22 protein-coding genes are annotated in these 26,628 nt (G+C 59.0%); 2 read left to right on the plus strand and 20 right to left on the minus strand.

What is annotated here, in order from left to right; genetic code table 11:
* Positions 1-57: 57 nt before the first annotated feature.
* The 11 genes from fnr to ccoN all read right to left on the minus strand — a co-directional run bounded on the left by fnr (position 58) and on the right by ccoN (position 11,518).
* The gene (gene fnr, locus ACIQAL_RS28415; RefSeq protein WP_341958892.1) at positions 58-792 is read right to left on the minus strand and encodes a fumarate/nitrate reduction transcriptional regulator Fnr; all 735 of its coding nucleotides are present in this window, start codon (positions 790-792) and stop codon (positions 58-60) included.
* 120 nt (positions 793-912) lie between these two features.
* Positions 913-2,295 carry an oxygen-independent coproporphyrinogen III oxidase gene (gene hemN / locus ACIQAL_RS28420; protein ID WP_401151339.1) on the minus strand — a complete coding sequence of 461 codons (1,383 nt, stop codon included), beginning with the start codon at positions 2,293-2,295 and terminating at the stop codon, positions 913-915.
* Between the two features lie 279 nt (positions 2,296-2,574).
* Complete coding sequence (locus tag ACIQAL_RS28425; RefSeq protein WP_401151341.1) at positions 2,575-3,258, minus strand: sulfite exporter TauE/SafE family protein; 684 nt, start codon at positions 3,256-3,258, stop codon at positions 2,575-2,577.
* Positions 3,251-3,469: a cbb3-type cytochrome oxidase assembly protein CcoS gene (gene ccoS / locus ACIQAL_RS28430; RefSeq protein ID WP_401151344.1), complete on the minus strand. Its 219-nt coding sequence runs from the start codon at positions 3,467-3,469 to the stop codon at positions 3,251-3,253. The genes ACIQAL_RS28425 and ccoS overlap by 8 nt, the downstream gene beginning before the upstream one ends.
* Before the next feature lie 17 nt (positions 3,470-3,486).
* Positions 3,487-5,940 carry a heavy metal translocating P-type ATPase gene (locus tag ACIQAL_RS28435; protein WP_401151347.1) on the minus strand — a complete coding sequence of 818 codons (2,454 nt, stop codon included), beginning with the start codon at positions 5,938-5,940 and terminating at the stop codon, positions 3,487-3,489.
* 4 nt (positions 5,941-5,944) lie between these two features.
* The gene (locus tag ACIQAL_RS28440; protein WP_341958889.1) at positions 5,945-6,484 is read right to left on the minus strand and encodes a FixH family protein; all 540 of its coding nucleotides are present in this window, start codon (positions 6,482-6,484) and stop codon (positions 5,945-5,947) included.
* 12 nt (positions 6,485-6,496) lie between these two features.
* Positions 6,497-7,906, minus strand: coding sequence for a cytochrome c oxidase accessory protein CcoG (ccoG, locus tag ACIQAL_RS28445; protein ID WP_401151350.1), 1,410 nt, complete (start codon positions 7,904-7,906; stop codon positions 6,497-6,499).
* Positions 7,907-8,290: 384 nt separating this feature from the next.
* Positions 8,291-9,271, minus strand: a complete 981-nt coding sequence (ccoP, locus tag ACIQAL_RS28450) for a cytochrome-c oxidase, cbb3-type subunit III (protein ID WP_401151352.1) — start codon at positions 9,269-9,271, stop codon at positions 8,291-8,293.
* A complete protein-coding gene (locus ACIQAL_RS28455; RefSeq protein WP_166597845.1) occupies positions 9,268-9,459 on the minus strand; it encodes a cbb3-type cytochrome c oxidase subunit 3 in 192 nt (63 codons plus the stop codon). The genes ccoP and ACIQAL_RS28455 overlap by 4 nt, the downstream gene beginning before the upstream one ends.
* 5 nt (positions 9,460-9,464) lie before the next feature.
* Positions 9,465-10,076, minus strand: a complete 612-nt coding sequence (gene ccoO, locus ACIQAL_RS28460) for a cytochrome-c oxidase, cbb3-type subunit II (protein WP_166597844.1) — start codon at positions 10,074-10,076, stop codon at positions 9,465-9,467.
* Positions 10,076-11,518: a cytochrome-c oxidase, cbb3-type subunit I gene (gene ccoN, locus ACIQAL_RS28465; protein ID WP_401151356.1), complete on the minus strand. Its 1,443-nt coding sequence runs from the start codon at positions 11,516-11,518 to the stop codon at positions 10,076-10,078. Before ccoN ends, ccoO begins: the two co-directional genes overlap by 1 nt.
* 894 nt (positions 11,519-12,412) lie before the next feature.
* Here ccoN and ACIQAL_RS28470 point away from each other — a divergent pair.
* The gene (locus ACIQAL_RS28470; RefSeq protein ID WP_401151359.1) at positions 12,413-13,093 is read left to right on the plus strand and encodes an alpha/beta family hydrolase; all 681 of its coding nucleotides are present in this window, start codon (positions 12,413-12,415) and stop codon (positions 13,091-13,093) included.
* On the opposite strand, the gene ACIQAL_RS28475 is transcribed toward ACIQAL_RS28470, so the two are convergent.
* The 3 genes from ACIQAL_RS28475 to ACIQAL_RS28485 form a co-directional block, all read right to left on the minus strand.
* Positions 13,094-13,570 (minus strand): hypothetical protein, encoded by a 477-nt coding sequence (locus tag ACIQAL_RS28475; protein WP_401151361.1) that lies wholly within the window; start codon positions 13,568-13,570, stop codon positions 13,094-13,096.
* A gap of 96 nt (positions 13,571-13,666) precedes the next feature.
* The gene (locus ACIQAL_RS28480; RefSeq protein WP_401151364.1) at positions 13,667-15,577 is read right to left on the minus strand and encodes a hypothetical protein; all 1,911 of its coding nucleotides are present in this window, start codon (positions 15,575-15,577) and stop codon (positions 13,667-13,669) included.
* Positions 15,578-15,642: 65 nt separating this feature from the next.
* On the minus strand, positions 15,643-17,505 hold the full coding sequence (locus tag ACIQAL_RS28485; RefSeq protein WP_401151366.1) for a hypothetical protein: 1,863 nt from the start codon (positions 17,503-17,505) through the stop codon (positions 15,643-15,645).
* A gap of 229 nt (positions 17,506-17,734) precedes the next feature.
* On the opposite strand from ACIQAL_RS28485, the gene ACIQAL_RS28490 reads away from it, so the two are divergent.
* Positions 17,735-20,176, plus strand: a complete 2,442-nt coding sequence (locus tag ACIQAL_RS28490) for an autotransporter outer membrane beta-barrel domain-containing protein (protein WP_401151368.1) — start codon at positions 17,735-17,737, stop codon at positions 20,174-20,176.
* A 135-nt stretch (positions 20,177-20,311) separates the two neighbouring features.
* Here the strand turns inward: ACIQAL_RS28490 and ACIQAL_RS28495 are convergent, their stop codons facing one another.
* The 6 genes from ACIQAL_RS28495 to ACIQAL_RS28520 form a co-directional block, all read right to left on the minus strand.
* Positions 20,312-20,971: a hypothetical protein gene (locus tag ACIQAL_RS28495; protein WP_401151371.1), complete on the minus strand. Its 660-nt coding sequence runs from the start codon at positions 20,969-20,971 to the stop codon at positions 20,312-20,314.
* 422 nt (positions 20,972-21,393) lie between these two features.
* Complete coding sequence (locus ACIQAL_RS28500; RefSeq protein ID WP_401151373.1) at positions 21,394-22,062, minus strand: hypothetical protein; 669 nt, start codon at positions 22,060-22,062, stop codon at positions 21,394-21,396.
* A gap of 123 nt (positions 22,063-22,185) precedes the next feature.
* The gene (locus ACIQAL_RS28505; protein WP_401151376.1) at positions 22,186-22,854 is read right to left on the minus strand and encodes a hypothetical protein; all 669 of its coding nucleotides are present in this window, start codon (positions 22,852-22,854) and stop codon (positions 22,186-22,188) included.
* A 107-nt stretch (positions 22,855-22,961) separates the two neighbouring features.
* On the minus strand, positions 22,962-23,630 hold the full coding sequence (locus tag ACIQAL_RS28510) for a hypothetical protein (RefSeq protein ID WP_401151378.1): 669 nt from the start codon (positions 23,628-23,630) through the stop codon (positions 22,962-22,964).
* 275 nt (positions 23,631-23,905) lie between these two features.
* Positions 23,906-25,471, minus strand: coding sequence for a PAS domain-containing methyl-accepting chemotaxis protein (locus ACIQAL_RS28515; protein ID WP_166598474.1), 1,566 nt, complete (start codon positions 25,469-25,471; stop codon positions 23,906-23,908).
* A gap of 104 nt (positions 25,472-25,575) precedes the next feature.
* Positions 25,576-26,367 (minus strand): lysostaphin resistance A-like protein, encoded by a 792-nt coding sequence (locus tag ACIQAL_RS28520; RefSeq protein ID WP_401151380.1) that lies wholly within the window; start codon positions 26,365-26,367, stop codon positions 25,576-25,578.
* Positions 26,368-26,628: the final 261 nt, after the last annotated feature.

Below are 26,628 nucleotides of genomic sequence, written 5' to 3' on the forward strand. Positions count from 1 at the left end.
TGGGCAGGAAGACGCGCACAAAGAGCGTAGTCTAAGCCTGCCCGAACCTGACGGCCATCAGCTTTCCAGCGAACCTCCGGCCAGGGCGCACAGCTGGATCGGGTCCAGAATGTGAATTTCTTTGCCCTCGGCAGAGATCAGTTGGTTCTGCTGAAAGCGCGTGAACACCCGCGAAACGGTCTCCACGGCCAGCCCGAGGTAATTGCCGATTTCGTTGCGCGACATGCTGAGGCGGAACTGATTGGCGGAGAATCCTCTGGCGCGGAAACGCGCGGAGAGGTTCACCAGAAAGGTGGCGATGCGCTCGTCGGCGGTCTTTTTCGACAGCAACAGCATCATTTGCTGATCATCACGAATCTCGCGGCTCATGACCCGCATCAACTGACGTCGCAGTTGCGGCAACTGCACGGACAGCTCGTCCAGCCGCTCGAACGGGATTTCGCAGACCGACGTGGTTTCCATGGCTTGGGCCGAGACCGGGTAGGCCTCCGCGTCCATGCCCGACAACCCGACCAGTTCGCTGGGCAGGTGGAAACCGGTGAGCTGTTCTTCGCCGCTGTCGCTGAGGCTGAAGGTTTTCAGTGCGCCGGAACGCACGGCGTACACCGAATCGAACCCGTCACCCTGACGGAACAGAAACTCGCCTTTCTTCAGTGGACGGCCACGTTTGACGATGTCGTCGAGTGCGTCCATGTCTTCCATGTTCAATGAAAGCGGGAGGCACAGCGGGGCCAGGCTGCAATCCTTGCAGTGAGCCTGGGTATGAGCGCGCATTTTGACTGGCTCAGACATTGGGAAATTCCTTGTGAGAAGACACTTATCAGTCGTAAGGGTAGCCCAGGGCTCAACCTTGCGACCAGCACGCGCCCTCCGTGGCGTGAAAATGATTCCTGCCGGCTTTGCGGAAATTTCCTAGATCACTCTGGAAAAACGCTGACGGTTTTGTAAGTCGAGGTAGGCGTCGAACACCATGCACACCGAACGCACCAAGAGACGTCCGGCGGGTGTGATCCGGATGCCGTTGGCGTCCAGATGAATCAGGCCGTCTTTGGCCATGGCCAGCAGTTTTGGCCAAACGTCGTTGAAGTAGCCGCGAAAATCGATGTCGAAGTGTTTTTCGATTGCGGCAAAGTCCAGCGTGAAATGGCAGATCAATTGCGCGATGACCGCACGGCGAATGTGATCGTCCTCGTTGCACAGCAGCCCACGCCTGGTCGCAAGTTGATCGCTGGCGAGGGCCATTTGGTATTCGGCCAGATCACTGCTGTTTTGCGCATAAAGATCGCCAATCTGACTGATGGCCGACACGCCGAGGCCGATCAGGTCGCAATGGCCGTGGGTGGTGTAGCCCTGAAAATTGCGTTGCAGCGTGCCTTCTTCCTGCGCGATCGCCAGATCGTCGTCGGGGAGGGCGAAATGATCCATGCCGATGTAGCGATAACCGGCGCGGGTCAACTGTTCGATGGTGCGTTGCAGCATCTGCAATTTGTGTTCGGCACTGGGCAATTGGGCCGTGTCGATGCGCCGCTGCGGCATGAAACGCTCCGGCAGGTGGGCGTAATTGAACACCGACAGGCGGTCAGGTTGCAGGGCAATGACCTCGTCCACGGTGCGGGCGAAACCGTCCGGGGTCTGCAACGGCAGGCCGTAGATCAGGTCGATGTTCACCGAGCGGAATTGCAGGGTGCGGGCCGCTTCGACGATGGCGCGGGTTTCATCAAGGCTTTGCAGGCGATTGATGGCGCGCTGCACGAGCGGGTCGAGTTCCTGAACGCCGAGGCTGACACGGTTGAAACCCAGCTCGCGGAGCAGGCCCATGGTCGACCAGTCGGCTTCGCGGGGGTCGATCTCAATGCCGTAATCGCCGGAATGTTCATCCAGCAGGGTGAAGTGTTTGCGCAGGTGCGCCATCAACTGACGCAGCTCGACGTGACTGAGAAAGGTCGGGGTGCCGCCACCGAAGTGCAGTTGCTCCACTACCTGACGTTCGTCGACATGGCAGGCGATCATCTGGATTTCCTGCTCCAGACGCTGCAAATACGCCTGCGCCCGGCCTCGGTCCTTGGTGATGACCTTGTTGCAGGCGCAGTAGTAGCAAATGTTGGCGCAGAAGGGGATGTGCACGTACAGCGACAACGGGCGCATCGCCTTGCGGCTGTCGCGCAACGCATGCAGCAGATCGAACGCGCCAACCTGGTTATGAAACTGCACGGCCGTGGGGTAGGACGTGTAACGCGGTCCTGTCAGATCGTGGCGGTGGATGAGGTCTGAGTCCCAACGTAGGTCGTCGAGCATGCGGGTAGTCCCGAGGAGGCTGGCGTTAAAGGCAGTTTAAGGACTGTAGGACGGGGGTTTATTGATCTGGGTCAGTGTTTGCAGAGCTGTGGTACACCGCGCCCCCGCTTCTGGCCCCAGGCCGTAGGAGTTGGCTTGCCTACGATCTGCCGGGAACCGGCAGCAAACCTGACGCACGCGGTATGCCTGATACAACCAAGGTGCCAGAATTTACGACCGCTGCGCAGCCGATCGCAGGCAAGCCAGCTCTCACGGCCTTCGGCCAGAATCAAAAGCACATCAATGCCCCATCAACCAATGCTGATGCGGCCCCGGCAGGGTCCACAGTCCAAACAGCATCACCAGCAACCCACCCGCGATCCGGATGCCGCGTTTGCGCAGCAGTGCCGTCGTGCGCTCGGCCGCCAGCCCTGTCGCCAGCAACACCGGCCAGGTGCCGAGCCCGAAGGTCAGCATCAACAACGCGCTGTACACGGCATTGCCCTGACTGGCCGACCACAGCAACGTGCTGTAAACCAGGCCGCAGGGCAACCAGCCCCACAGCGCGCCGAGCAGCAGCGCCCTCGGCAGGCTCGACACCGGCAGCATCCGACTCGCCAGCGGCTGAATGTAACGCCACAGCCAGCGCCCCAGTCCTTCGATGCGCGTCAGGCCACTCCACCAGCCCGCCAGGTACAACCCCATGCAGATCAGCAACAGCGCCGCGATCACCCGCAACACCATGGCCCCAGGACTGTTGGCCACGGCCCAGCCTGCCAGCCCGATCAGCAGACCGGCGCAGGCGTAGCTGAAAATGCGCCCCAGGTTGTAGGCCAGCAGCAGGCGAAAGCGTCGGCTGCGTTGTTCTTTAGGGATGGCCAACGTCAACGCCCCCATCAACCCGCCGCACATGCCCAGGCAGTGACCGCCGCCGAGCAGGCCGAGGATCAGGGCGGAGAGGAGTTGGGGAAACAGTTCACTCATACCGCTGTTTCTCGATGGCTTTGCGCGCGTCCTTCCCCGAAGCCTCATCCACCCCGGCCTTGTGACTTGGGTCCTGATCGTCAAACAGAATGCTGTGCGCCGGGCCGTCCAGGTCGTCGTACTGGCCGCTGTCCACGGCCCAGAAAAACACGTAGATCGCCACCGCGACGATCAGCAGGGCCGCCGGAATCATGATGTAGAGCGCGGGCATCGGGCCTCCGGAATTCGCTACACAGGCAACGGGCGTTGATGGCCCGTCAGGGAGGGCGCGGCATCGCTGGCCTTCATCCGCGTCAGACGCAGCGCGTTTAGCACGACAATCAACGAACTGACTGACATGCCCGCCGCCGCCCACAACGGGGTGATCCAGCCGAGCGCCGCGAAGGGCAGCATGACGCCATTGTACACAGCGGCCCATATCAGATTTTCAAGGATGATGCGCCGGGTGCGCCGTGCGAGATCGAACGCCTGCACCAACGCCTGCAAACGGTTGGACAGCAACACTGCGTCGGCGCTGGTTTTCGCCAGGTCGGTGGCCGAACCCATCGCCACGCTGATGTCCGCCGCCGCCAGCACCGGCACGTCGTTGACCCCGTCGCCGAGCATCAACACCGTGCGGCCCTCGGCCCTGAGTTGTTGAAGCAGGCGCAGCTTGTCATCCGGGCGCAGGCTGCCGTGGGCCTCGTCGATGTTCAGTTGAGCCGCGACACGCGCGACCATCGGTGAGCTGTCACCCGAAAGCAGCAGCGTTTTCCATCCGCGCTGTTTGCACGCGTTGATCAATGACGCCGCGTCATCGCGCAGACGGTCGTCGAGCACCAGCCACGCCAGTGCCTGCTGCTCATCGCCCAGCAGCAGCCATTGGCCGGGTTCATCGGGCATTCTGGGCACTGCGTTACCGCTCAGCTCGCAGACGAAGCCCGGCTCGCCGATTCGCAAGCGGCGGCCTTCCACCCTGCCTTCCAAACCCAGCCCAGACGTATTGATCACGTGTTCGGCGGCCATCGGTGCCATGCCAAACGCACGGGCAATGGGGTGTTCGGAATGGCCTTCCAACGCTGCCGCCAGGCACAAGCAATCGTCGCTGCTCAACGACCCCAATGGATGAATCGCTCGCAAGGTCAGGCGTCCTTCGGTGAGGGTGCCGGTTTTGTCGAAGATCACGGTGTCGATACGATTCAGCCCTTCGAGCACATGGCCTCGGGTGAGCAGCAGGCCCAGGCTGTGCAGCGTGCCGGTGGCGGTGGTCAGCGCGGTGGGCGTTGCCAGCGACAGCGCGCAAGGGCAGGTCGCGACCAACATCGCCAGCACGATCCAGAACGCCCGTTGCGAGTCCAGTTGCCACCACAGCAGGCCGATGCCTGCGGCGAGCACCAGCGAAATCACCAAGAACCATTGTGCAGCGCGGTCGGCGATCTGTGCCGTTCGGGGCTTTTCCGATTGCGCGCGGTCCAGCAGGCGAACGATGGCCGACAGCCGCGTGTCATGGCCCAGCGCGAGGACTTCAACGGTCAGCGGGCTTTCGACATTGAGCGTCCCGGCCGTCACAGCATCGCCTGTCTGTCGCGACTGAGGCAGGTATTCCCCGGTGAGCACGGATTCATCGATGCTCGATTGCCCGTCCACGATGCGCCCGTCCGCTGGCAGCACGGTGCCGGGGTGCACCAAAACACGATCGTTAAGGCGCAACTCGCTGAGCAAAATACGCTCGCTCTGGCCGTTTTCATCGAGACGCAGGCAGGAGGCGGGCAGCAGATTGACCAGTTGTGCGGTCGCGGCGGCCGTTCGTTCCCGGGCGCGACGTTCCAGATAGCGTCCGGCGAGCAGGAACAGCGCGAACATCCCCACCGCGTCGAAGTACAGCTCGCCGACCCCGGTGATCGCCGTCCAGATCCCGGCGACGTAGGCCATGCCAATCGCCAGCGACACAGAGACGTCCATGGTCAGATGGCGGGTGCGCAGGTCCCGCAGGGCCCCTTTGAAGAACGGCGCGCAGCTGTAAAAGACGATGGGCGTCGTCAGAAACATCGCCACCCAACGCAGGATCGCGTGCATCTCGGGGCTGAGGTCGATGTTGAATTCGGGCCAGGTCGCCATGGTCGCCATCATCGCTTGAAACCACAGCAGGCCCGCGACGCCCAGTTGGCGCAGGCTGCGACGGTTTTCCTGCGCGAGCCGTTCGGTGGCCTGATCTGCCTGATAGGGGTGCGCGGCGTAACCGATGCTGCGCACTTCGTTCAGGACCTGACTCAACGGCAACTGACTGTCGTTCCAGCGCAGGTGCAGGCGGTGGTTGGACAGGTTCAGGCGCGCCTCCACTATGGCGGGGAGAGCGCGCAAATGACGCTCGATCAACCAGCCGCACGCGGCACAACTGATGCCTTCGATCAGCAGCGTGGTCTCGGCGATATCCTCAGCGTGATGCACGAACGGCGCCTGTACGTCGGGACGGTCGTAGAGCGCCTGCTCGTCCGCTAATTGCGTGGGCAACGTCTGAGGGTTAGTCGAGGCTTCGCTGCGATGGCTGTAGTAGCTTTCCAGCCCGCCCTCGACGATGGCCTGCGCCACGGCCTGGCAACCAGGGCAACAGAACGCCCGGGTTTCACCGAGGACGACCGCATTGAAACGGCCGCCACGGGGGACGGGCAGGGCACAGTGATAGCAAGGAATGGGCGCGTTCACGTCATCACTTCTTCGGCGCTTCGGCACCCTGAATCGGCTCGTCGCCCAGAATCAGGTCCTTGTCGCGGGTGATGGCTTCTTCTTCGAACAGGCGCCAGGTCTGGCTGTTTTCCACCCCTAGCAGCTCAACGAAACGCCGCCCCTCCACCCGGTCGCTGAGCTGTCCGACGTAACGACCTGGCTCGGCCGCGACCCGTGCCAGCACGATCTTGCGGTCCTTTTCCGGTTGGGTCGGGGAGATCAGATTGAGCACCAGCGTTTCCGGCTGGCTGTTGCCGGTCAGGCGCAGGCTGGTTTCGCCGGTCACGTCATCAAGGCTCACGGTGGCGCGCAGCTTCAGGTTTTGCGCGAACAGTTCGCGGTCCAGCGAGCGGTTGATGCCTTTGCCCGCTTCGTAATAATTGTCGCTGACGAGGTTGTCCGGATGGGTCACGGCAATCGTCACCATCGAGAGTGTCAGGGTGACCGAGCACGCCAGAATGCCGATGAGAATCCATGGCCACAGGTGTTTGTACCAAGGGCTTGAAGCGGTTGCTGCGGTCATGTCTGACGTCTCTCAACGAACGTGGGGGCCGATGAACCGGCTCTTGGCCTGAACTTCGGTGCCGCTGTTTTCAATGTCTTTCAGGATGAACGTGATGTCGTTGGTGCTCGACGGCAGGCGTTCGGGCGCCACCGACAGCTCCACGGGCTGGGTGTAGATGTCTCCCGCTGGCACCTTGATCTCGCGACGGCCTTGCAGCTTGAGGTCCGGTAGACCCGTGGCGTCCAGCACGTACGTGTGATCGACCTGATCCTTGTTCATCACTTTGAGGCTGTAGACGTTCTCGATCCGGCCTTCGGCGTTCTCGCGGTACAGCACGCGGTCCTTGCTGACGTCGAAGCCCACCAGCGAGCGCATGAAAAACGCGCCGGTCAGCACGCCGATCATCACCAGCAGCACGACTGCGTAACCGATCAGACGCGGTCGCAGTTTATGCGTGACCTGCCCGGAGAGGTTGTGTTCGGTGGTGTAGCTGATCAGGCCGCGAGGGTAGCTCATCTTGTCCATGATCGTGTCGCAGGCGTCGATGCACGCCGCGCAGCCGATGCACTCGATCTGCAAACCGTCGCGGATGTCGATGCCGGTGGGGCAGACCTGAACGCACATCGTGCAGTCGATGCAGTCGCCCAATCCCTGCGCCTTGTAGTCCACGTCCTTTTTACGCGGGCCACGTTTCTCGCCGCGACGTGGGTCGTAGGAGACGATCAGGGTGTCTTTGTCGAACATCACGCTTTGAAAACGCGCGTAAGGGCACATGTAAATGCACACCTGTTCCCGCAGCCAACCCGCGTTGCCGTAGGTGGCGAGGGTGAAAAAGCCGACCCAGAAATACGACCAGCCGTCGGCCTGCCCGGTGAAAAACTCAACGGCCAGTTCGCGAATAGGGGTGAAGTAGCCGACGAAGGTCAGGCCGGTGACCAGGCCGATCAATAACCACAGACCGTGCTTGGCGAACTTGCGACTGAACTTGCTGGCGCTCATTGGGGCTTTGTCCAGCTTCATACGCTGATTGCGGTCGCCCTCGGTGACCTTTTCGCACCACATGAAAATCCAGGTCCAGACGCTTTGCGGGCAGGTGTAGCCGCACCAGACGCGTCCGGCGAACACTGTAATAAAGAAGAGCCCAAAGGCGCTGACGATCAGGATGCCGGAGAGCAGGATGAAGTCCTGCGGCCAGAAGGTCGCGCCGAAGATGTAGAACTTGCGCTCCGGCAGGTTCCACCACACCGCCTGATGACCGCCCCAGTTGAGCCAGACCGTGCCGAAATACAACAGAAACAGCACAACGCCCCCGCCAATGCGCAGGTTGCGAAACACACCGGTGAACGCCCGGGTATAAATCTTCTCCCGAGAGGCATAAAGGTCAACGTCATCGCTCTTTGAGGGCGGCGTGACGTTGTGGACCGGAATCTGATTGCTCATTGGCATGTGCTCATCAAAGCGTCCCACGGCTGGGAAATTGCCCCGGCCAGTGCGTGCCGATCGGGGTCGTTATGGTGTGTGTTGTCGCTCATCATACCCTTGTGATTTCAGTTGGGACTGTGACTGATGGCTTTTGATTCTGCCCGGAGGGCGTAGGAGCAAGCTTGCTCGCGATCTGGCGCGAAGCGGCAGCAAATTCAACGAGCGCGGAGTGCCTGACACCATCGAGTCGTCAGGGTTTGCGACTGCTTGGCAGCCGATCGCAGGCAAGGTGGAGCGCCACCCCGGCAGCTCCTACGCCCTTCGGGCAGAATCAGACCGCGATCAATTCGCCTTCCGAACTGAATCAACCGCATCAGACCGCGCCAAATTCTGCGTCAGTCATCACTGCGCATCCGCCGCACTCTTCTCCCCATGAGAAAGGCTATACACATACGCCGCCAGCAAATGCACTTTGTCATTGCCTTGCAGCAATTCCTGCGCAGGCATCTGCCCTTGGCGCCCGTACCGAATCGTCTGTTGCAACTGCGCGAAGCTCGATCCGTAGATGAATGCGCCAGGGTGGGTCAGGTCGGGGGCGCCCATGGCGGCGGTGCCTTTGCCTTCGGGGCCGTGGCAGGCGACGCAGTTGGCGGCGAAAATTTTCTGCCCGGCGACCGGATCAGCCTTGGCGTCTTCGGGCAGCTTGCGGCCGTCCAGTCGGGTCAGCACGAACGCGGAGACATCCCGCACACCCTGGTCGCCGACGACTTCACCCCATGCTGGCATCACGGCGTGGCGACCGCCCATGATGGTGGTCTTGATGGTCTGCGGATCGCCTCCCCAGCGCCAGTCGGCGTCGGTCAGGTTAGGGAAGCCGTAGGCGCCTTTCGCGTCGGAGCCGTGACAGACCGAGCAGTTGGAGGCAAACAGGCGACCGCCCATTTTCAGCGCTTGCGGGTCTTTGGCGACGTCTTCGATGGGCATCGCGGCGAACTTGGCAAAGATCGGCCCGAAACGCGCGTCCGAACGGGCCATTTCCTTCTCCCATTCGTGTACACCGGTCCAGCCGGTCTTGCCGTCCGAGAAGGCGATCTGCTTATCGTTGTCGGCGTAGTCGTAGCCCGGCAGCAAGCCGGTCCAGTTGCCGAGGCCGGGGTACAACGCCAGATAGCCCAGCGCAAAGATGATGGTGCCGACAAAGAGCATGAACCACCACTTGGGCAGCGGGTTGTCATACTCCTCGATGCCGTCGAACGAGTGGCCGACGGTCTCGTCGGTGGTGTCGGCGCGCTGGCCCTTGCGGGTCGCCAGCAGCAGCCAGGTCAGGCAAAAAATCGTGCCCAGCGTCAGGACCGTGACGTAGAGGCTCCAAAACGTAGTCATTCTGTGTGGCTCCTGGAGGCTTTCGCTTTTTCCAGTTGCGCGATGGCCTCGGGGTCATCGGCAAAGGGCAGCAGGGTCGCGTCGTCGAATTCGGCCTTGCGGCGGGGGCTGAACACCCACAGCGCGAGACCGATGAAGGCCACCATCACCACGACGGTGCCCAGACCTCGAATCATTCCGATATCCATGGCGATCACCGTTTACTCTTGATGACAGTACCGAGGCCTTGGAGGTAGGCCACCAGCGCGTCCATTTCGGTTTTGCCTTTCACCGCGTCGGCGGCACCGGCGATGTCCGCGTCGGTGTACGGCACGCCGAGGCTGCGCAGGACCTCCAGCTTGCGACCGGTCAACTTGCCGTCGAGCCTGTTTTCCACGAGAAAGGGGTAGGCCGGCATGATCGACTCCGGCACCACGTTGCGCGGGTTGTACAAATGCGCGCGGTGCCAGTCATCGGAGTAGCGGCCGCCGACGCGGGCCAGGTCCGGCCCGGTGCGTTTCGAGCCCCACAGGAACGGGTGATCCCAGACGCTTTCGCCTGCCACGGAGTAATGGCCGTAGCGTTCGGTTTCAGCGCGGAACGGCCGGATCATCTGCGAGTGACAGCCGACACAGCCGTTGGCGATGAACACGTCCCGGCCTTCGACTTCCAGCGCCGGGCGCGGCTTCATGCCTTCGACCGGCTGGTTGGTGACGTCCTGGAAAAACAGCGGCACGATCTGCGTCAGACCGCCCACCGCCACCGCGATGACCATGAAAATCGCCAGCAGACCGATGTTCTTTTCGAGTGCTTCGTGCTTGATCATCAGTGCGCTCCCACGACAGCGATCTGGGTGGCGGCGTCGGCTTCTTCGGCGTTCGAGGCACGCACGGTGCGGAACACGTTATAGGCCATGAACAGCATGCCACTGGCGAAGAACGCCCCGCCCAGCGCGCGCACGATGTAACCCGGATGGCTGGCTTGCAGCGCTTCGACGAAGGAGTAGGTGAGCGTGCCGTCATCGTTGATTGCCCGCCACATCAGCCCTTGGGTGATGCCATTGACCCACATCGAGGCGATGTACAGCACGGTGCCGATGGTCGCGAGCCAGAAGTGGGTGTTGATCAATCCGATGCTGTGCATCTGCGGACGGCCGTAAAGGCGCGGGATCATGTGATAAACCGCACCGATGGAAATCATCGCCACCCAGCCCAGTGCCCCGGCGTGCACGTGGCCGATGGTCCAGTCTGTGTAGTGCGAGAGGGAGTTGACGGTCTTGATCGCCATCATCGGCCCTTCGAAGGTCGACATGCCGTAAAACGCCAGCGACACCACGAGGAAGCGCAAAATCGGGTCAGTGCGCAATTTATGCCAGGCGCCGGAGAGGGTCATCATGCCGTTGATCATGCCGCCCCAGCTCGGGGCCAGCAGAATGATCGACATCACCATGCCCAGCGATTGTGCCCAGTCGGGCAGGGCGGTGTAGTGCAAATGGTGCGGGCCCGCCCATATATAGAGGGTGATCAGCGCCCAGAAGTGGACGATGGACAGGCGATAGGAATAGATCGGGCGTTCGGCCTGTTTCGGTACGAAGTAATACATCATCCCCAGGAAGCCCGTGGTCAGGAAAAAGCCTACGGCGTTGTGCCCGTACCACCACTGAATCATCGCGTCGGTGGCGCCCGAGTAGGCCGAATACGACTTGAACAGGCTCACCGGCAGCGACATGTGGTTGACGATGTGCAGCATCGCCGTCACCACGATGAAGGCGCCATAGAACCAGTTGCCGACGTAAATGTGCTTGGTCTTGCGCTTGACGATAGTGCCGAAGAACACCAGCGCATACGTGATCCAGACAATGGCCAACAGGATCGCGATAGGCCATTCCAGCTCGGCGTATTCCTTGGTGGTGGTGTAACCCATCGGCAGCGTGACGATGGCGCCGATGATCACGGCCTGCCAGCCCCAGAAGTGAAAGGCCGCCATGCCGTCGGAAATCAGCCGCGTCTGACAGGTTCGCTGGACGACATAGTAGGACGTGCCGAACAGCGCGCAGCCACCGAAGGCGAAGATCACGAGGTTGGTGTGCAACGGGCGCAGGCGTCCGAACGTGGTCCATTCGAGACCGAAGTTCAGGTCAGGCCACACGAGTTGTGAGGCGATGAAGACACCAAGCCCCATGCCAAGGATGCCCCAGACCACCGTCATGATGGCGAACTGGCGGACTACCTTATAGTTATAAGCAGTCGGAGTGATTGCAGTGCTCATTCTAAGGTTCCACGGTTTGGGTTTTGTTATGTGTGGTAACGACCGCAACGTCGATTTAAGCGTAGACCCTTTGCCGCAACGAAGCGGAATCCGGGGCCTGCGGGACGATTGTCGGGTTGCTCCAACAGAGGCCTCTGCGAACGTGCGCAGAAGCGATCTGCCCAAGTGGGCCGAAGAAGGCGGGGAACAGGTGGGTGAGGCAGCGCGCGTGAATGGGAGAAAAATTGGATACAACCCTGCGGGTGACGGACAGGGCTGCGCTGTCTGTCTGCAAGAGGGCTGAGCGGTCGTGCACAATCCTTACGCCAAACCTGTGGCCAGCTGTCGCCGGACCACTGTGGCGCCTAGCTTAGACGGGTTTGATCGGCGATGGAAGCCTCAAGACAGGGGGATGCGACACTTCGACGCGTCGAAATGGCAGGATGCTGCGCCCCGTTGCGAGGCGCAGCGATCACCGGATTCGAAGGTCGCTGAAACGCTTCACTCCCTGCGTTCCTTGCGCGTGGGAGATGCGTTTCTACTTCGAAGTTGTATACAAAAGCCGCTGACATTTGCACTTGTTGCTGCCCAAAAAATGTTTGGCCCGAGCTGGCAGGCAAGGCCGGAGATCGTCACGGTTGATCGACCGGCACCGGACAAAAAGCTCACACGCCGATGAATCCGCCCGGTTGCGTATGGTTTGGGGCGCTCAAGGCAGCGGCGCTTTATGCCGAAGTGTTCTGAAAGGGTAAGTACCGCAAGCTGAACCGGGGCTGTCGCGGGTGGGTATCTTCATGAGGTGGGCGCGCCGGGGTCTCCCACAGGGATCTTCGATGGCCCACAGGTTTCGTGAACCCGCGTCTTCCCATAACATCCACCCCCTTTCACCCGAACTGCATGGCGAGCCGAGACTTCATGAGCACATCACTTCCTCACGCCGACCCCTGCGCCCGGCTGGCAAAAGAACGCGGCTGGCTGTGGAACGGCCCGGCTTCCCTCGAAGGGAACGCGCCCGCAACGTTGATCCTGGCCCACGGCGCCGGTGCACCGATGGACAGTGCGTTCATGGACGACATCGCCACGCGGTTCGCCGCGTTGGGGGTGGGGGTGATCCGATTCGAATTTCCCTACATGGCCCAGCGCCGGATCGACGGTGGCAAACGCCCACCCAACCCGAAACCCAAGCTGTTGGAGTGCTGGCGCGAGGTGTATGCGGCAGTCCGCGCGAGCGTCAGTGGCACCTTGGCCATTGGCGGCAAATCCATGGGCGGTCGCATGGCCAGTCTGCTGGCCGATGAGCTGCAACCCGACGCGTTGATCTGCCTCGGTTACCCGTTCTACGCCGCAGGCAAACCGGAAAAGCCGCGAGTCGAGCACCTGGCTGCGCTTCAGACCCCGACCCTCATCGTTCAGGGTGAACGCGACGCCTTGGGCAATCGCGAAACCGTCGAGGGCTACACACTGTCTTCGGCGATCCGCGTCCATTGGTTGCCCACCGCCAACCATGACCTCAAGCCATTGAAGGCGGCGGGCGTCAGTTATGAAGCCTGTCTGCAAGACGCGGCGGAACAGATCGCCAGACACTTGGCGCCTTGATCAGCAGATGGCTTTACCCGCACGGCACACCAGGTTGAACTCGCCCCGGGTCACGTTGAAATCGATGGCCGGGATCGAGAACTCAAACGTCCCGCGCAGCCGACCGGTTTCAACGTTGCATTCCAGAAGGGTCAGCGCGCCATCCTGAAAATCCCGCGAATGAAACACCAGTGCCTGTTGTTTGGGTGTCAGGTGGTAGACCGCCGACACCCGCTCGTTGCGTACCAGGTCGTAGGTGCCGGGCTGCAAAGATTGATCGATGAAAAAACCGAACACCGTTCGCCGGTGCGCGACCTTTCCCGTCGCGTGAATCTTCCAGATTTGCTGGGTCTGGACGCCTTCGAGTTCAGAGCGCAGGCAGGCAATGCCTTGCAGACGTGTCGTGGTAAACGGCTTGCCGTTGACCACCGCGCTGAAGCGCGAATCCTTGTCAAAAGGGAGGACGTTCGAAGGTGGGAGATGTATTGAACCGTTCATGATCTCTCTTGGAATTGTAGTGTTGCGTTAAAACGCGAAAATCGAGGACATCACCGGACCGCAGCGATGCCCACGGACAGGGGGTGGTTCAGAGCATCAGCGAATCGCGACGCCGAGGCTGGAGTTGGTGTGCAGCAGCTTGAAGTCTTGCCCGGTCTGCATGTTTTTCACGTAGTACCATTTCGCGCCGAGGAAATTCACAGCGTACGTCGTGGACCAGAAATTCTGGGTACCCATCGGCCAGCGCTTGCCGTACGCGTTGTAGATTTCGATCAATTCATTGATGTTTGGAATGCGCCCACCCTTGGCGGCGGCGGCCGCCTCCATCTGGGTCAGATTGCCCGACCCCACGCCTTCACACTGAATCACGCCGGTGACCGACACCGTGTAGCTGCGGCTTTCGCCAGCGGCATCCGAGACCGTGATCGTTGCGTTGCCATTGCCGCGCACCGAGGTCTGTCCCTCTTCCGTGACCTGCGCCACCAACGGATCGCTGGAGGTGTAGGTATAAGGAGGGCGACCACCGCTGGCCGGGCGCAGTACCGTGGTCCCGGTCGGGAAGGACGGCAGCAGATCGGGATGGCCAGGAATCAGGTAAATCTTGCCCGGCAACGCCACCGGCGACTCATCCAGAATCAGCCCCTCGCGCACGCTCACCTCGAGCTTGTGCGACTCCGTTTCCGTGCCATCGCGGTTCACCAGATAAGACACCGTCGCCGATTCCCCGTTACTCGCTTCGATGAACGACTTGGGAATCGTGAATTTCAAGTGCGTGCTGTCGCCAACGGTCTGTGATTCGCCTTCAAATGGGGTCTTGCCAACCCAGCGCACCTTCACGGCATCAGAGGCAAGCATGCCGCGATACGTAGCCCGGGCAATTGCTTCGTCGCCCGTGATCAGTGAAGGACGCAGCACGCCATCCGACCCGACCGTGTCCAGCGTGGGCGCCGACAGATCCAGCGCCGTGCTGAGAATCTTCAGCGACACCTTCTCTGATTCCTGCACCCCACCGCTGCGACGCATCACGCTGTAAGACACCACCACTGTTTGCCCGTCGTTCACCATCACCAGCGCGCTGGAGATGATCACCGAAACGGCTTGCCCGGCCTCTTCGGTCGTGACCACGTGCTCTTTGAAATCACTGCCTTTCGGGCCGTTCCAGCGCACCGCAATCTTCTCGCCCTCGCGCAGATTGGCCGAGGTGTCGATGACCACCGTTGCGCCATCGCTGGCGTTGGCCGGATCAAGAATGTTGTCGGCGGCCTCCTTGATGGTCGGGAGCGGGAGCGGGGTGGTGACCGACAGTTGCAGGCTGATCGACAACGCTTCCGACTTCATCGACTCGTTCCCCGCCAGGTCCGTAACCGTGTAATACACCTCGGAACTCACACCATCCGCCTGCTCCAGCAGATCACGGGTGAAATTCACCGTCACACTGTTCAAGCCCATGTCATTGCCATCGACCGTGACCAACGGACCTTCCAACTCACCCCAATACGTGCGCACCACATCACCGAGCGCCATGCCGTTGTAACTGGCAATGCGGCCGGGGAGGATGTTGTTCAAGGCTTCCAGCTCGTCCGAGGTGAGCTTGTCCTGGATGGTGGATGGGAAGAGGATGGGGCCGAGGTCAGGGGCGCCGGGGGCGGTTTTGTCGATTTCGATGTTTACGGAATCGGAAAATTCTTCGGACTCTCCGACTGGGCTGAAAATTCTATAAGCGACAGCATGTACGCCTTCAGTCATGAGCGGTACCGGAATTTCTACCGTCAGCGGACCTCCTGGCTTATCAAGGTCTGAGATCACATGTTCGGGTAGGATTCGCTCCCCATCGAATACCAGTTGATAGGTATACCCCGGCTCCGCAGCAAGCCAGACCGGAAAAGTAACAGTCACAGCTTTGTCCAAGTGTTCATTTGGAATGAGACCGTTTTCTAGCGCCACTGAAACAGTGGGAAGCGCTAGGGGAATCGGTGCGGTTCCGGCGATATCTTCTTGTTTTGGCATAGTTACAGCTTCCTTGATGAATGGGCAGGGGCAAAAAGGGCCATACCTGCCCAAGGGTTATTGTCTTAAATAGAGCACGCACCTTCGCTAGGTAAGCGCATTTCAATAGTGAGACGAGTGGCTTTCGAAGTTACCGAGCTTTGATTACTACCCGGGGCTGGCTCAACCCGGACGTATGCTTCGATAAAACCAGTGCATACAGTACGTAGAATGGTATGGGGGACATGGAAGTCATAACCATCTGTGATATCCCTGTCGTCCAAGATTCTCGTGTCAGTAAAGTCAGCGGCTTCAATAGGGTTGTTTTGTCGATCAAACCCTCTGAAACTAAAAAACAGCTTCTGTCCTATTTTTATATTTACATATGGAGCCACGTGGCCATCGGTGCCATTTGGAGCAACGCTGTGTGAGATTGCTCCGCTTGCATTCAATTTGAAAGCCGGACCGTCGATGCCTGCAAGACCGCCAGGTAAATCTTCCGTTGAGCGCACTATAACTTTCTGAACAGGTGATACAGTTGCGTTGGGGTTACCCAGCCGCGTGACGCTGTACCGGACTGGAATTTCCGCACCTGTGCCTTGGGCTCTCATTACTGCGTTATCGATACCAATGATTAAGTCTTTGGCGTTAGCGATATCCGTGGATCGTACCTGGTACCAATGTAAACGTTCCTGATCACCCCAGCGCAGGTGAACCTCATCGCTGATTTGAAATGCACCGTTCCACTTGACGATAGCTTGAGCGTTGAGTTCGTAATCATTTTCATCGATAAAGTTATCCTCGGTGTTCGAACCGTCCGAGCTGGTACCTTGAACAGTCAATGCCGATACTACCTCTGGAATCGGGAGTGCAATGTGCACATCCACCTGCGTTGGTAACGACGAACCATTCAACTGGTTGTTTCGCATCACACGATAAGTGATCGAGATCGCGCCAATGGGGGCTTCAGCAATTTTCTCGTAAGGCACACGCAGTGATAAGACGATGTCGTCGTTCTCACTGCCCGGTGGAAGCTGTACGGGAAGCATTGGTGAGTTTGTACCCCAATATAGCGTAATTTGATCAAACGCCGATGCACCCACATACCTTGGAATATCCACGCGAATTCCGGGTTTTGCTTCTAAATAATCGATCAGTGTGCCAATAGCGGGATCGAGAATCGGTGCAGGATAGTTGTCTGGGATTTCTTCAAGCAGCAAGAGCACGTCGACTGCTAAGGAATCATCGGAAATGTTACCGGCGCGGTCAGTCACCTGGTATTTCACAGGATGAGATCCGCTCGAAATGGTTTCTAGAAACGGTTTAGTGAACTCAAAAGCGACTTTATTAAGTCCCATGTCGGTTTCATCAACCGTCGCGGTTGGACCCTTAATATCGCCCCAGTAAGTGGTGATCAAGTCGTGCTTTGTCATCCCTGTGTAGCCGGGAATGCTCACTTCAAGTCTGCTACCCAACGCAGCGAGTTCCGCAGCCGTCAGACCATTCTGAACCTCAACTGGGAAAAGAATCGGGGCCAGCACGGGTTTGCCCGGCGCCGTACGGTCGATGATGACGGGAAAGACTGCGGAGAAATCTTCAGACTCGCCTACCGGGCTGTAAATCCGGTAGGCGAGGCTGTGATAACCCTCGGTTAGCGCTTCAACGGGAATTTCGAGTTTCAACGGGTCGCCAGGTTTATCCGTGGTTGAGATCACTTTAACCGGCCCCAGGCCTTGACCGTCCCAATACAATTGATAGGTGTAGCCAGGTTCGGCAGCGGGCCAAACTTCCAAATCCACTGTGAGCGGTGCATTCAATTCGGAGACGGGAATAAGTCCCAAGTTATCATCATCATGAAATGCAACAGCTATATCAGGTGCCGGTAGCGGTATAGGCTCCACACTTGAGCGAGTGATGATGATTTCAGGTGCAACATTACCAGTGTTCATAACTATCCTTCGAATGAGTTTTTATTGTTTGTCAGAAGCCGTAACGTTGATGAGCCGGCTCTGAAGCTGAACGGCTGTATCGCCAGTTCGTAATCAAATAAATAGATATTTTTTTTAGGTGTCAACCTTCGGTATCCTTTGGGTATGTAGTCCTAATGGTGGGATATGTAGGAAAATGGAAAAAGTCCTACAAACAACCTCTGTCGCCGTTTTCGGAGATGAGCCCTAAATGTCGAGGGTTTCGAAAAAAATGCGTCGGAAGTGGACTGCATGCGTCGGGGAAACGTCCTACTTTGATTTTTTTTCAGATTTATTATTTTTTCTCCGATTTCCTTCAGCCTGCGGCGCTTCTACTTATGAGGTTGCAGAGGGCAATATGATTTCAAATGGGTTTCACACGAAGCTTGGGTATCAGCGGACGTTGTTGGCCATCTCCGTCAGCTTGTTCTCAACGATTGGCGTCGCGGATGCCTTCATTCAGGATTGGCGCGCTGAGAGGGAAGAAAACGAGCTTGGTGAAAACCAGCGGGCAGGTAACGGTAATGCTGACAAAATAGTAGATGGAGAGACGCTTACCATTACCGCTGCAGATTCGGAATTTAGCTACAGTGTCAGTGGGCGAGGCACCCTTAATGCACTACCGAATGCGCGGTTAAAAGACGTGTACATCTATGACTCAAACTTCAATGCTGAGGGTAGTCAGGTTTTTGGTGGGGTCCAGATCAGTTCAGGTGAGGCCCTCATACGGAACTCGAAGATTGAAAATCTTAACGGTTCAGGCGCGCACCTCGTTTTTAATCGTCAGGCACCGCTCGCAACGTCCCGAATGCGCATAGAAAATACTGAAGTGATTGGCGCTCATAACGGTATCTCTGTCGGCGCAATGGGGGAACTCTGGCTGAAAAACTCCGTGGTTCTTGGACTGGGCAAGTCTTCGACAGCCGATTATGGGGGGGTGGCAATGGCGGGGGGTATCGCCCATTTCACCGACGATACAAAAATTGAAGGTGAAGATAGCGGTGTCTATATTGTCGATGGTACTGCTGGGTCTGGGGTGCAACGCAATTTTCTAGAGGTGGATAGTTCCTCTATCTCCGGACGTACTGGTGCCGCCATTAAAGTCTTCAGAAGTCCCAGTGCTGAACAAAGCGATACAACCGCGAAAATCCTCATCGCAAACGGCTCGACACTGTCAGCAGGCAATGGCCGTCTGATTGATGTCCTCACCCGTAGCAAAGCCGATGTTGAGGTCAACAACAGCGTTCTCACCGGACACTTCGTCGCCGACGACACCAGCACCCTGAACGTTGCGCTGCACAACCACGCCCGCCTCGACGGAAATATTGTCAACGGCAATGCCGTGATCATCGACTCCAGTGGTCACTGGCAGTTGGCCGAGGACAATTCGATAAAGTCTCTGGCCATCGACGGTGGCAGTGTCGGCTTTGCGGGGGAAGGCTTTCATACGCTCACACTCGGTCAGCTGTCGGGGCGAGGTCGGTTTGACATGCGCATCGATCCGGCCAACGGGGAAAGTGACTTGTTGAACGTCGAAGGCCAGGCCAGTGGCAATCATGTGCTCAACGTTCGCAATACAGGTGAAGAAGCGGTGCCGTCGGACTTCGACGCGTTGCGGGTGGTGCACACTGAAGGGGGCGATGCGCAGTTCCGCTTGCGAGGCACGCGCGCGGATATCGGTGCCTACTCGTACGCGCTGGAGCAGCAGGGTGATGACTGGTTCATCATCGGTTCCGGCAAGACCATCAGCCCTTCGACGGAAAGCGTGCTGGCGCTGTTCAACGTCGGGCCGACGATCTGGAACAGCGAGCTGAGCACCTTGCGCGGTCGCATGGGCGAGGTGCGCGGTCAGGAGCAGGGCGGTGGCTGGGTTCGCAGTTACGGCAGTCGCTTCAAGGCATCGCTGGATTCGGGACTGAGTTATCAGCAGCGGCAACACGGGCTGTCTTTGGGTGCTGACGGGCCGGTGCCCGTCAGCAATGGCCAATTGCTGGTGGGTGTGATGGGTGGCTACAGCCAGTCCGATCTGGACATGGGCCGTGGCACGTCGGGTGAAGTCGACAGCTACTACGTGGGCGCCTACGGCACCTGGCTGTCGGACGAGGGTTATTACCTCGACGGCGTGGTGAAGGTGAACAAATTCCACAATGCGTCGAAGGTGGCGATGAGCGATGGCGAAAAGGCCAAGGGCGATTACACCAATATGGCGGTGGGTGGCTCGGTGGAGTTCGGCAAGCACATCAAGCTGCCTGACGATTATTTCGTCGAGCCGTTTGCCCAACTGTCGAGCGTGTGGATCGGAGGCGACAGCTACACGCTGAACAATGGCCTGAAAGCCAAGACCAGCGAGACGCAGTCGATCGTGGGTAAAGTGGGTGCCACGCTGGGCCGTTCGTTCACCCTCAAGGATGGCGGAGTGGTGCAGCCGTACGTGCGAGTGGCGGGGGCGCATGAGTTCTCCCGTAGCAATGACGTCAGCGTCAACGACCAGCGTTTCGACAATGACCTGTTCGGCTCGCGGGCCGAGCTGGGCGCCGGTGTGTCGGTGTCGCTGTCCAAACGCCTGCAAGTGCATGCCGATTTTGATTACATGAAAGGCGAGCATGTCGAGCAGCCATGGGGGGCCAATCTGGGGCTGCGTCTGGCGTTCTGACCGGTTGACCCTGTAAACGATTCAAGTCGTAAGTAAGCCCCGACGGCAGCCATGCCGCCGGGGCTTTTTTCTCCATTGTTTGAACGGGCATGTGGGCGTACGACGGGTATCGAACGCCTTCACGCCGGATCGGTTTTACAGGTCCAGTTTACGTCGACGGATAGGTCGGCCATGTGAGCCTTTTGGCTCCCCTGTTCCATCGTCGCGCACGTAGATCGTCAACGTCTCTGACACACCGACCAGACGTTTGCGACGGACCACTTCGTAGCGAATATCGATCAACCCGGTACGGTCGTTTGGTACTCCTTCAACGTTGATAAATTGAATCAGACGTGGCCCTTTTCGTGATTTGGAGGTCGGCACGGTGGTGTAGAACGTGCTTTTCCCCCAGCGCATCTTGAGCTGATCAGCGACCCAGATCTTTGAGGAACGCGGTACGGTAATCAGCACCCCCTTGGCGAGCTGTGCGGAGGAGACCTCACCGTTTCTTCCGCCGTCCAGGGACGGCGGAGGCAACGAAGGGGCCGCCTTTCGAGCCTCTTCATCGATTTCCCAAGGGAAACCCAGAACGTGCTCGAGGTGTTCGCTGTAGAACGTGGCGATGTCCTTGGATGTGGCGCCAGGCGGGAGAATGGCGCGCAAATCTTCGTAATGCGGTATCGAATCAAAGTTGAAGGTCGATCCGTCCACACGTTCGTCAGCATTCGCCAGTTGATCTTCCGCAGATGTTTCATCCTTGTTCCGAGTGATGTCAGTCGGATTTACAGATGGCGGAATATCCTTTTCATGTTCCATTAAAGTTCCCTGGTCTGGATGGGGTTGTGATAACAGAGGTTAAAACGATGATAAACATCGTTGTGGGGCTGCGTGCCCCGGCTGCATATGTTCAAGTCATGACCTGTCACTGTCAATCAAGCCCCGTGCAGAGGTTGAATGTGTCCGCCGCGTCATTTACAACGCTTGAAGCGGAACCTGTTTTATGCATTACGGCATATTTAGTCGAATTTGACGGGGGTGTAAGTACATATGTACCGCATCCAGGATCTCGGAGCGTGCTTGCGGCTTCACATAGTCCTCAATCGTTGTAGGCAAAAGGGAAATAAGCGAGAAAAAAATAATCCCCCGGAGTTCGAATTTCGACGTAATTGGGCCACTCCTCCTTCAAGTGAAGGAGGAAGGCACGTCAGATGATCGAATTAATTTCAGAGGTCATGAAATTACATACTGAGGGAAATTGTTACAGGTAAGGAACTGAAGGATGGGTTGCCTGCGCGGTCGACGACAACGTACTCGATGGTCACCTCTAGGGCGGCCAGGCCCAGGAGGTAGTCTGCCTCGAAGACGATTTCGATGGGGCGCACGGTGAGTTCGTCCGCTTGCACGGTGTGGGTCGGTCCGGGGATGCCGTTGCACTGGGTGCGGACAACGTCGCCTATGGCCATGCCAGCGTAGCCGGGAAGAATGGCGTTGGCGTCGCCGTTGATCGAGCCTTCAGCGAAGAACAGCGGGGCGAGGACTGCGGCGCCGGGTGGGGTTCGGTCGACGATCAGGGGGATCGAAGGTGAGAAAACTTCCGCGCCTGTAATTGGGCTGTATATCCGATACTCCAAGGTGTAAACACCTTCATTCACCAGTTGCCTTTCAGACAAATCGAGTGTGAGGATATCGCCCGGTTTGTCAGTGGCGGTGATGACGCGCTCATCGGTGACAGGCACGCGATCCAAGTCCAGCCGGACGGTATACCCGGTTTCGGCGGCAGGCCAGACCTCAACCTCGACCGCAATGGGCGCATTCAAATCGGCGGTTCTCAGCAGTCCATCTTCATAGGCTGCTGGCACCACCGCAGGTGGAAGGGGGATTGGTTCTCGGACATTCATGTCGTTCATGGCATTTCTCCATAAGGCACGGTCGTCCGCGTTCTCGCGCGGGACGGGTGCTTGATTGCTCGGATGAGCGTGTAGGTTTGCCCGGCGGCTTGGCCTGCCGGGCTGTGATGTGCGTCGGGGGAGTTACGGCACCAGTGACAGCGTTACCGGCACTGCCCGGATCGACTCATTGCCTGCGCGGTCCGCGACCGAGTAATCGACGACGACCTCGGGTGCCGCGAGACTCAACAGGAAGTGTTCTTCGAAGGCGATCTGGATGGGAGCCAGCGTGAGTTCCTCTGCTACCACGGTGTGGACTGGACCGGGCACGCCGCTGCAGAGGGTTTGAATCGTGTCACCTACTGCCATGCCGAAATAGGCAGGGACCAGCGCGGTCGCACGCGCGCCAAAGCTGGCACGAGGAAACATCATCGCAGCAAGGAGCGCAGCGCCGGGAGGGGTTCGGTCGACGATCAGGGGGATCGAGGGTGAAAACACTTCATCCCCGGTAAGGGGGTTACAGATTCGGTACTCAAGGGTATGGAGGCCTTCATCTTCCAAGTACGTTTCGGGCAGGTCGAGTGTAAGAATATCGCCCTGTTTGTCAGCGTCGGTGATGACGCGTTCCTCGGTTGCAGGTACGCCATCCAGATCCAGTCGCACGGTATAGCCGGTCATGGCCCCAATCCAGACCATAACCTGCACTGCAATGGGCGCATTCAAATCCGCGGTTTTCAACAACCCATCCTCATAGGCTGCGGGCACAACCGCAGGCGTAAGGGGGATCGGTTCTCTGACATTCATGTCGTTCATATCATTCTCCATAAGGCACAGTCGTCCGCGTTCTCTGGCGGAACGGGTGCCTGATTGATCAGGTGATCGTGTTGTTTTTGGCCGGCAGGTCGGTTCGCCGGTCAGTGTTACGAGACCAGCGTTAGCGTCTTGGGCAAGGATCGGATCGACTCATTGCCCGCCCGGTCGGTCACTGTGTAGTCGATGTCCACGTACTGCGCGGCGAGGCTTTGCAGGAAGGCTTTTTCGAAAACGATCTCGATGGGGCGCAGGGTGAGTTCGTCTGCCTGCACGTTATGAGTGGGGCCGACAACGCCGTTGCACAGGGTGCGAATCAGGTCGCCTGCTTCGATGCCAGCGTAGCCGGGGACGAAGGCGAGGGTGTTGCCGTTGAATTCTCCCTCTGCGAAGAATACTGAGGAGAGGAGTGCGCCGCCCGGTGGGGTGCGGTCCACTTTAAGGGGTGTGCACGGTGAAAAATCTGACACCTGCGTGTTTGGGCTGAAAGTCCGGTATTGCAATTGGTACGTACCCTCTTCCTGCAGATACTTTGGGTCCAATTCGAACGTAAGAATATTTCCCGGTTTGTCGGCCTCAGTGATCACTCGCTCTTCAGTGACAGGGAGGCCATCCAAGTCTAGCCGTACGGTATACCCTTTCTCTGCAGCAGCCCAAACTTCGACTTCAACCAGGATAGGGGCACTCAAGTCTGCTGATTTTAACAGGCCATCTTCATACGCCGCTGGAATAACGGCGGGTGGAAACGGAATCGGTGCTTTGACATTCATGTCGTTCATAGCATTCTCCATCGAGCACTCATCACGTTTTTCGCCAATGTGCGCTCTTTTATTAATTGGGCTAGATCAGCGAATTCACTCCAGAGGTGGTACATATATATCGCGATCTGAATTTCAACTAATAGCGATCCCGACTTTCTGTCAACCCTACATTTCTCTCCAATTCCACAAAAACTGCACTTAACTTGCAACTTCGGAAATTTCCTACTTTTTCACCGCGCAATAAAAAGCCCCGGCAGAGTCGCTGCCGGGGCTGGAGTCATGCTGACTATTGATTAGCGGTTAAAACGTTCTACCAGCGAATACTGGCTGAGCGCAGTGTTGGTCAATTCGGCGCTGAGGTCGGCGGAGCGGCGGGCTTCGTCGGAGGTCTGGTCGGCCAGTTGGGCGATGGTGCTGATGTTGCGGCTGACCTCTTCGGCGACCGAGCTTTGTTCTTCGGTGGCGGCGGCGATTTGTGTGGTCATGTCAGTGATGTTGGCCACGGCGTCGCTGATGCCCACCAGCGCCTTGTCGGCTTCCATGACTTGTTCGACGCCTTCTTCCGCCTGGCGGCGGCCGGTGGCCATGGTTTGCACAGCGTTGTTGGCCGTGGCTTGCAGTTTGGCGATCAGGGAATGGATCTGGCCCGTGGATTCGGTGGTGCGTTGCGCCAGTTGGCGAACCTCGTCCGCCACGACCGCAAAGCCACGGCCCATTTCGCCGGCGCGGGCGGCTTCGATGGCGGCGTTCAGGGCCAGCAGGTTGGTCTGGTCGGCGATGCCTTTGATGACGTCGACCACGCCACCGATTTCGTCGCTGTCCTTGGCCAGTTGCGTGACGGTCAGGCCGGTTTCGCCGACCGAGGTCGAGAGGCGTTGAATGGCCTCGCGGGTTTCACTGGCGATGGTGCGGCCGCGACGGGTCAGTTCGTTGGCTTGCTGGGTGGCGTCGGCGGTGCGTTGAACGTGGCTGGCGACTTCCTGGGTGGTGGAGGCCATCTGGTTGATCGCGGTCGCGACCTGTTCGGTTTCCACGCGCTGACGTTCCAGCCCGTTGGAACTGGCCTGGGCCAGGCTGTCGGACTGGCGCGCCTGGGAATTCAGGTGTTCGGCGGTGTCCTGCAAACGCGTGAGGCAGGTTTTTAGGCGGGCTTCCTGACTCAGAATGGACATTTCCAGACGGGCCTGGGCGCCACGGCTGTCGGTGTACATCTGCGCGATCAGCGGGTCCGACGTGGTCTGATCCGCCAGGCGCAGCAGGCGCTTGATGCCCCGTTGCTGCCAGCTCAGGCCCAGCAGCCCCAACGGCACGGACAGTGCCGCCGCGAGCGCGAAGCCCCAATAGGAGTTGAGCCAGACGCCGATCAGGAAGCTCAGTTGGCTGACCAGAATGAACGGCAGCCAATCCTGCAGCACCGGCAGCCAGGTGTCGCGGCTCGGGACGGCTGACTTGCCGTTGTTCAGGCGTTGATACAGCGATTCGGCACGGCGGATCTGTTCGGCGGTAGGTTTGACGCGCACCGACTCGAAGCCCACCACCTGTTTGCCGTCGAAGATGGGCGTGACGTACGCGTTGACCCAGTAATGGTCGCCGTTCTTGCAGCGATTCTTGACGATGCCCATCCATGGCAGACCCTGTTTGAGGGTGCTCCACATGTGTTCGAACACGGCGGACGGAACGTCAGGGTGGCGCACGGTGTTGTGCGGCGCCTTGAGCAATTCGTCGCGGGTGAAGCCGCTGATCTCGACGAAGGCGTCGTTGCAGTAGGTGATCACGCCGCGAGCATCCGTGGTCGAAATCAACCGCTGCTGTGCCGGGAAGGTCCGTTCGCGTTGGGTGATGGGCTGGTTATTGCGCATAAGCTGTTCTATCCGGGAAGGCTTTGAGGTGTTATCGGCCCTGTTATCAGGAAATTAAGCATTTTGTGAACTGCGTCATGGGACGGTTTGCCGCAGGTCAACGCTCATCGGTCGAACATCGGGTAGGTGAACAGGCTGAAGTGCGTGAGGTTGAGCCCAAAATGGGTGATGACCGCCGCCGGTAATCCACCATATCGGTACGCGATGCCATACCCGAGTCCGGCCATGCTGGTGAGGATCATCCATTGCCAGCCGCCGCCGAGGTGCATCACACCGAACAGCAACGAGCTGATGAGCAGTGCCAGCGTTGGGGCGTTTGGCATTCGCGCGAGCAAACGGCTGAGGCCGCACTGCAGATAGCCGCGAAAGATCAGCTCTTCGGTCATCGTGACCAGCAGCAGATTGTTCAGCGCCCAGATACCCCCTTGCTCGGGCCATTTCGGCGTCCAGCCCACGAGTCCCAGCGCCACCGCCGTAGCGAGGCAAGCGATGACTGTGACCGGCAGGGTCAGGCCAGTGGTGATCAGTGATCGGCGCAGATTGAACCCCGCGAACACCCAGGGGCAGGCGAGGATGATCCAGAAGCCGATCAGGGGCTTGTCGAGGTTGAGGTACATCGAAAAGGGCGCGGCTTCGGGAGTGAAACGCGCTGCGGCGATGACCCGGGCGTTGAAGAAGCCCGGCAGCCAATGGCTGGCCAGACCCGCCGCGAGGGCGATGAACAGGGCATGACCGAATCCGCGAACGGCCCAGTGTCGGAAATGGACGACGCAGATCCCCGCCATGATCAACAGCCCGAAGGTGACGACCACCGGCAGGCTCAGTTGGCCATACACCCAGGCGATGCAATAACCGAGGGTCAGCAGCGCGAGCGCGCTCCAGCGCAGCACTGGCATGGGGTCGTCCTTGAACGTGGGATAAGAACGGCGATTTTAGCGTTGTTTAAACGTGGGTGCTTGTGGGAAAGGGCTGAAAGTGTTGTCGGTGGGGCGGGTTGTGGCGGGCTAGGACAGCGTGGGGTGTCAGGTCGATCGAGTCGTCAGGGGTTGCTGCCGCTGCGCGACAGATCGCAGGCAAGCCAGCTTGTATGGTAAGACTCGAAGGGGTGGGTGGGACCAAAAGCCAGCTTCTGACTGTTAGCAGCAGTACAGACCGTG

This window comes from Pseudomonas sp. NPDC088368, assembly GCF_044753445.1.
In the GTDB taxonomy this organism is placed as follows: domain Bacteria; phylum Pseudomonadota; class Gammaproteobacteria; order Pseudomonadales; family Pseudomonadaceae; genus Aquipseudomonas; species Aquipseudomonas bambusae.

Excerpts from the sequence above, each read along its gene's own strand:
- fnr (WP_341958892.1), bottom strand. The coding sequence starts at position 792 with ATGTCTGAGCCAGTCAAAATGCGCGCTCATACCCAGGCTCACTGCAAG.
- hemN (WP_401151339.1), bottom strand. The coding sequence starts at position 2,295 with ATGCTCGACGACCTACGTTGGGACTCAGACCTCATCCACCGCCACGAT.
- ACIQAL_RS28425 (WP_401151341.1), bottom strand. The coding sequence starts at position 3,258 with ATGAGTGAACTGTTTCCCCAACTCCTCTCCGCCCTGATCCTCGGCCTG.
- ccoS (WP_401151344.1), bottom strand. The coding sequence starts at position 3,469 with ATGCCCGCGCTCTACATCATGATTCCGGCGGCCCTGCTGATCGTCGCG.
- ACIQAL_RS28440 (WP_341958889.1), bottom strand. The coding sequence starts at position 6,484 with ATGACCGCAGCAACCGCTTCAAGCCCTTGGTACAAACACCTGTGGCCA.
- ccoG (WP_401151350.1), bottom strand. The coding sequence starts at position 7,906 with ATGAGCAATCAGATTCCGGTCCACAACGTCACGCCGCCCTCAAAGAGC.
- ccoP (WP_401151352.1), bottom strand. The coding sequence starts at position 9,271 with ATGACTACGTTTTGGAGCCTCTACGTCACGGTCCTGACGCTGGGCACG.
- ACIQAL_RS28455 (WP_166597845.1), bottom strand. The coding sequence starts at position 9,459 with ATGGATATCGGAATGATTCGAGGTCTGGGCACCGTCGTGGTGATGGTG.
- ccoO (WP_166597844.1), bottom strand. The coding sequence starts at position 10,076 with ATGATCAAGCACGAAGCACTCGAAAAGAACATCGGTCTGCTGGCGATT.
- ccoN (WP_401151356.1), bottom strand. The coding sequence starts at position 11,518 with ATGAGCACTGCAATCACTCCGACTGCTTATAACTATAAGGTAGTCCGC.
- ACIQAL_RS28470 (WP_401151359.1), top strand. The coding sequence starts at position 12,413 with ATGAGCACATCACTTCCTCACGCCGACCCCTGCGCCCGGCTGGCAAAA.
- ACIQAL_RS28475 (WP_401151361.1), bottom strand. The coding sequence starts at position 13,570 with ATGAACGGTTCAATACATCTCCCACCTTCGAACGTCCTCCCTTTTGAC.
- ACIQAL_RS28480 (WP_401151364.1), bottom strand. The coding sequence starts at position 15,577 with ATGCCAAAACAAGAAGATATCGCCGGAACCGCACCGATTCCCCTAGCG.
- ACIQAL_RS28485 (WP_401151366.1), bottom strand. The coding sequence starts at position 17,505 with ATGAACACTGGTAATGTTGCACCTGAAATCATCATCACTCGCTCAAGT.
- ACIQAL_RS28490 (WP_401151368.1), top strand. The coding sequence starts at position 17,735 with ATGTCGAGGGTTTCGAAAAAAATGCGTCGGAAGTGGACTGCATGCGTC.
- ACIQAL_RS28495 (WP_401151371.1), bottom strand. The coding sequence starts at position 20,971 with ATGGAACATGAAAAGGATATTCCGCCATCTGTAAATCCGACTGACATC.
- ACIQAL_RS28500 (WP_401151373.1), bottom strand. The coding sequence starts at position 22,062 with ATGAACGACATGAATGTCCGAGAACCAATCCCCCTTCCACCTGCGGTG.
- ACIQAL_RS28505 (WP_401151376.1), bottom strand. The coding sequence starts at position 22,854 with ATGAACGACATGAATGTCAGAGAACCGATCCCCCTTACGCCTGCGGTT.
- ACIQAL_RS28510 (WP_401151378.1), bottom strand. The coding sequence starts at position 23,630 with ATGAACGACATGAATGTCAAAGCACCGATTCCGTTTCCACCCGCCGTT.
- ACIQAL_RS28515 (WP_166598474.1), bottom strand. The coding sequence starts at position 25,471 with ATGCGCAATAACCAGCCCATCACCCAACGCGAACGGACCTTCCCGGCA.
- ACIQAL_RS28520 (WP_401151380.1), bottom strand. The coding sequence starts at position 26,367 with ATGCCAGTGCTGCGCTGGAGCGCGCTCGCGCTGCTGACCCTCGGTTAT.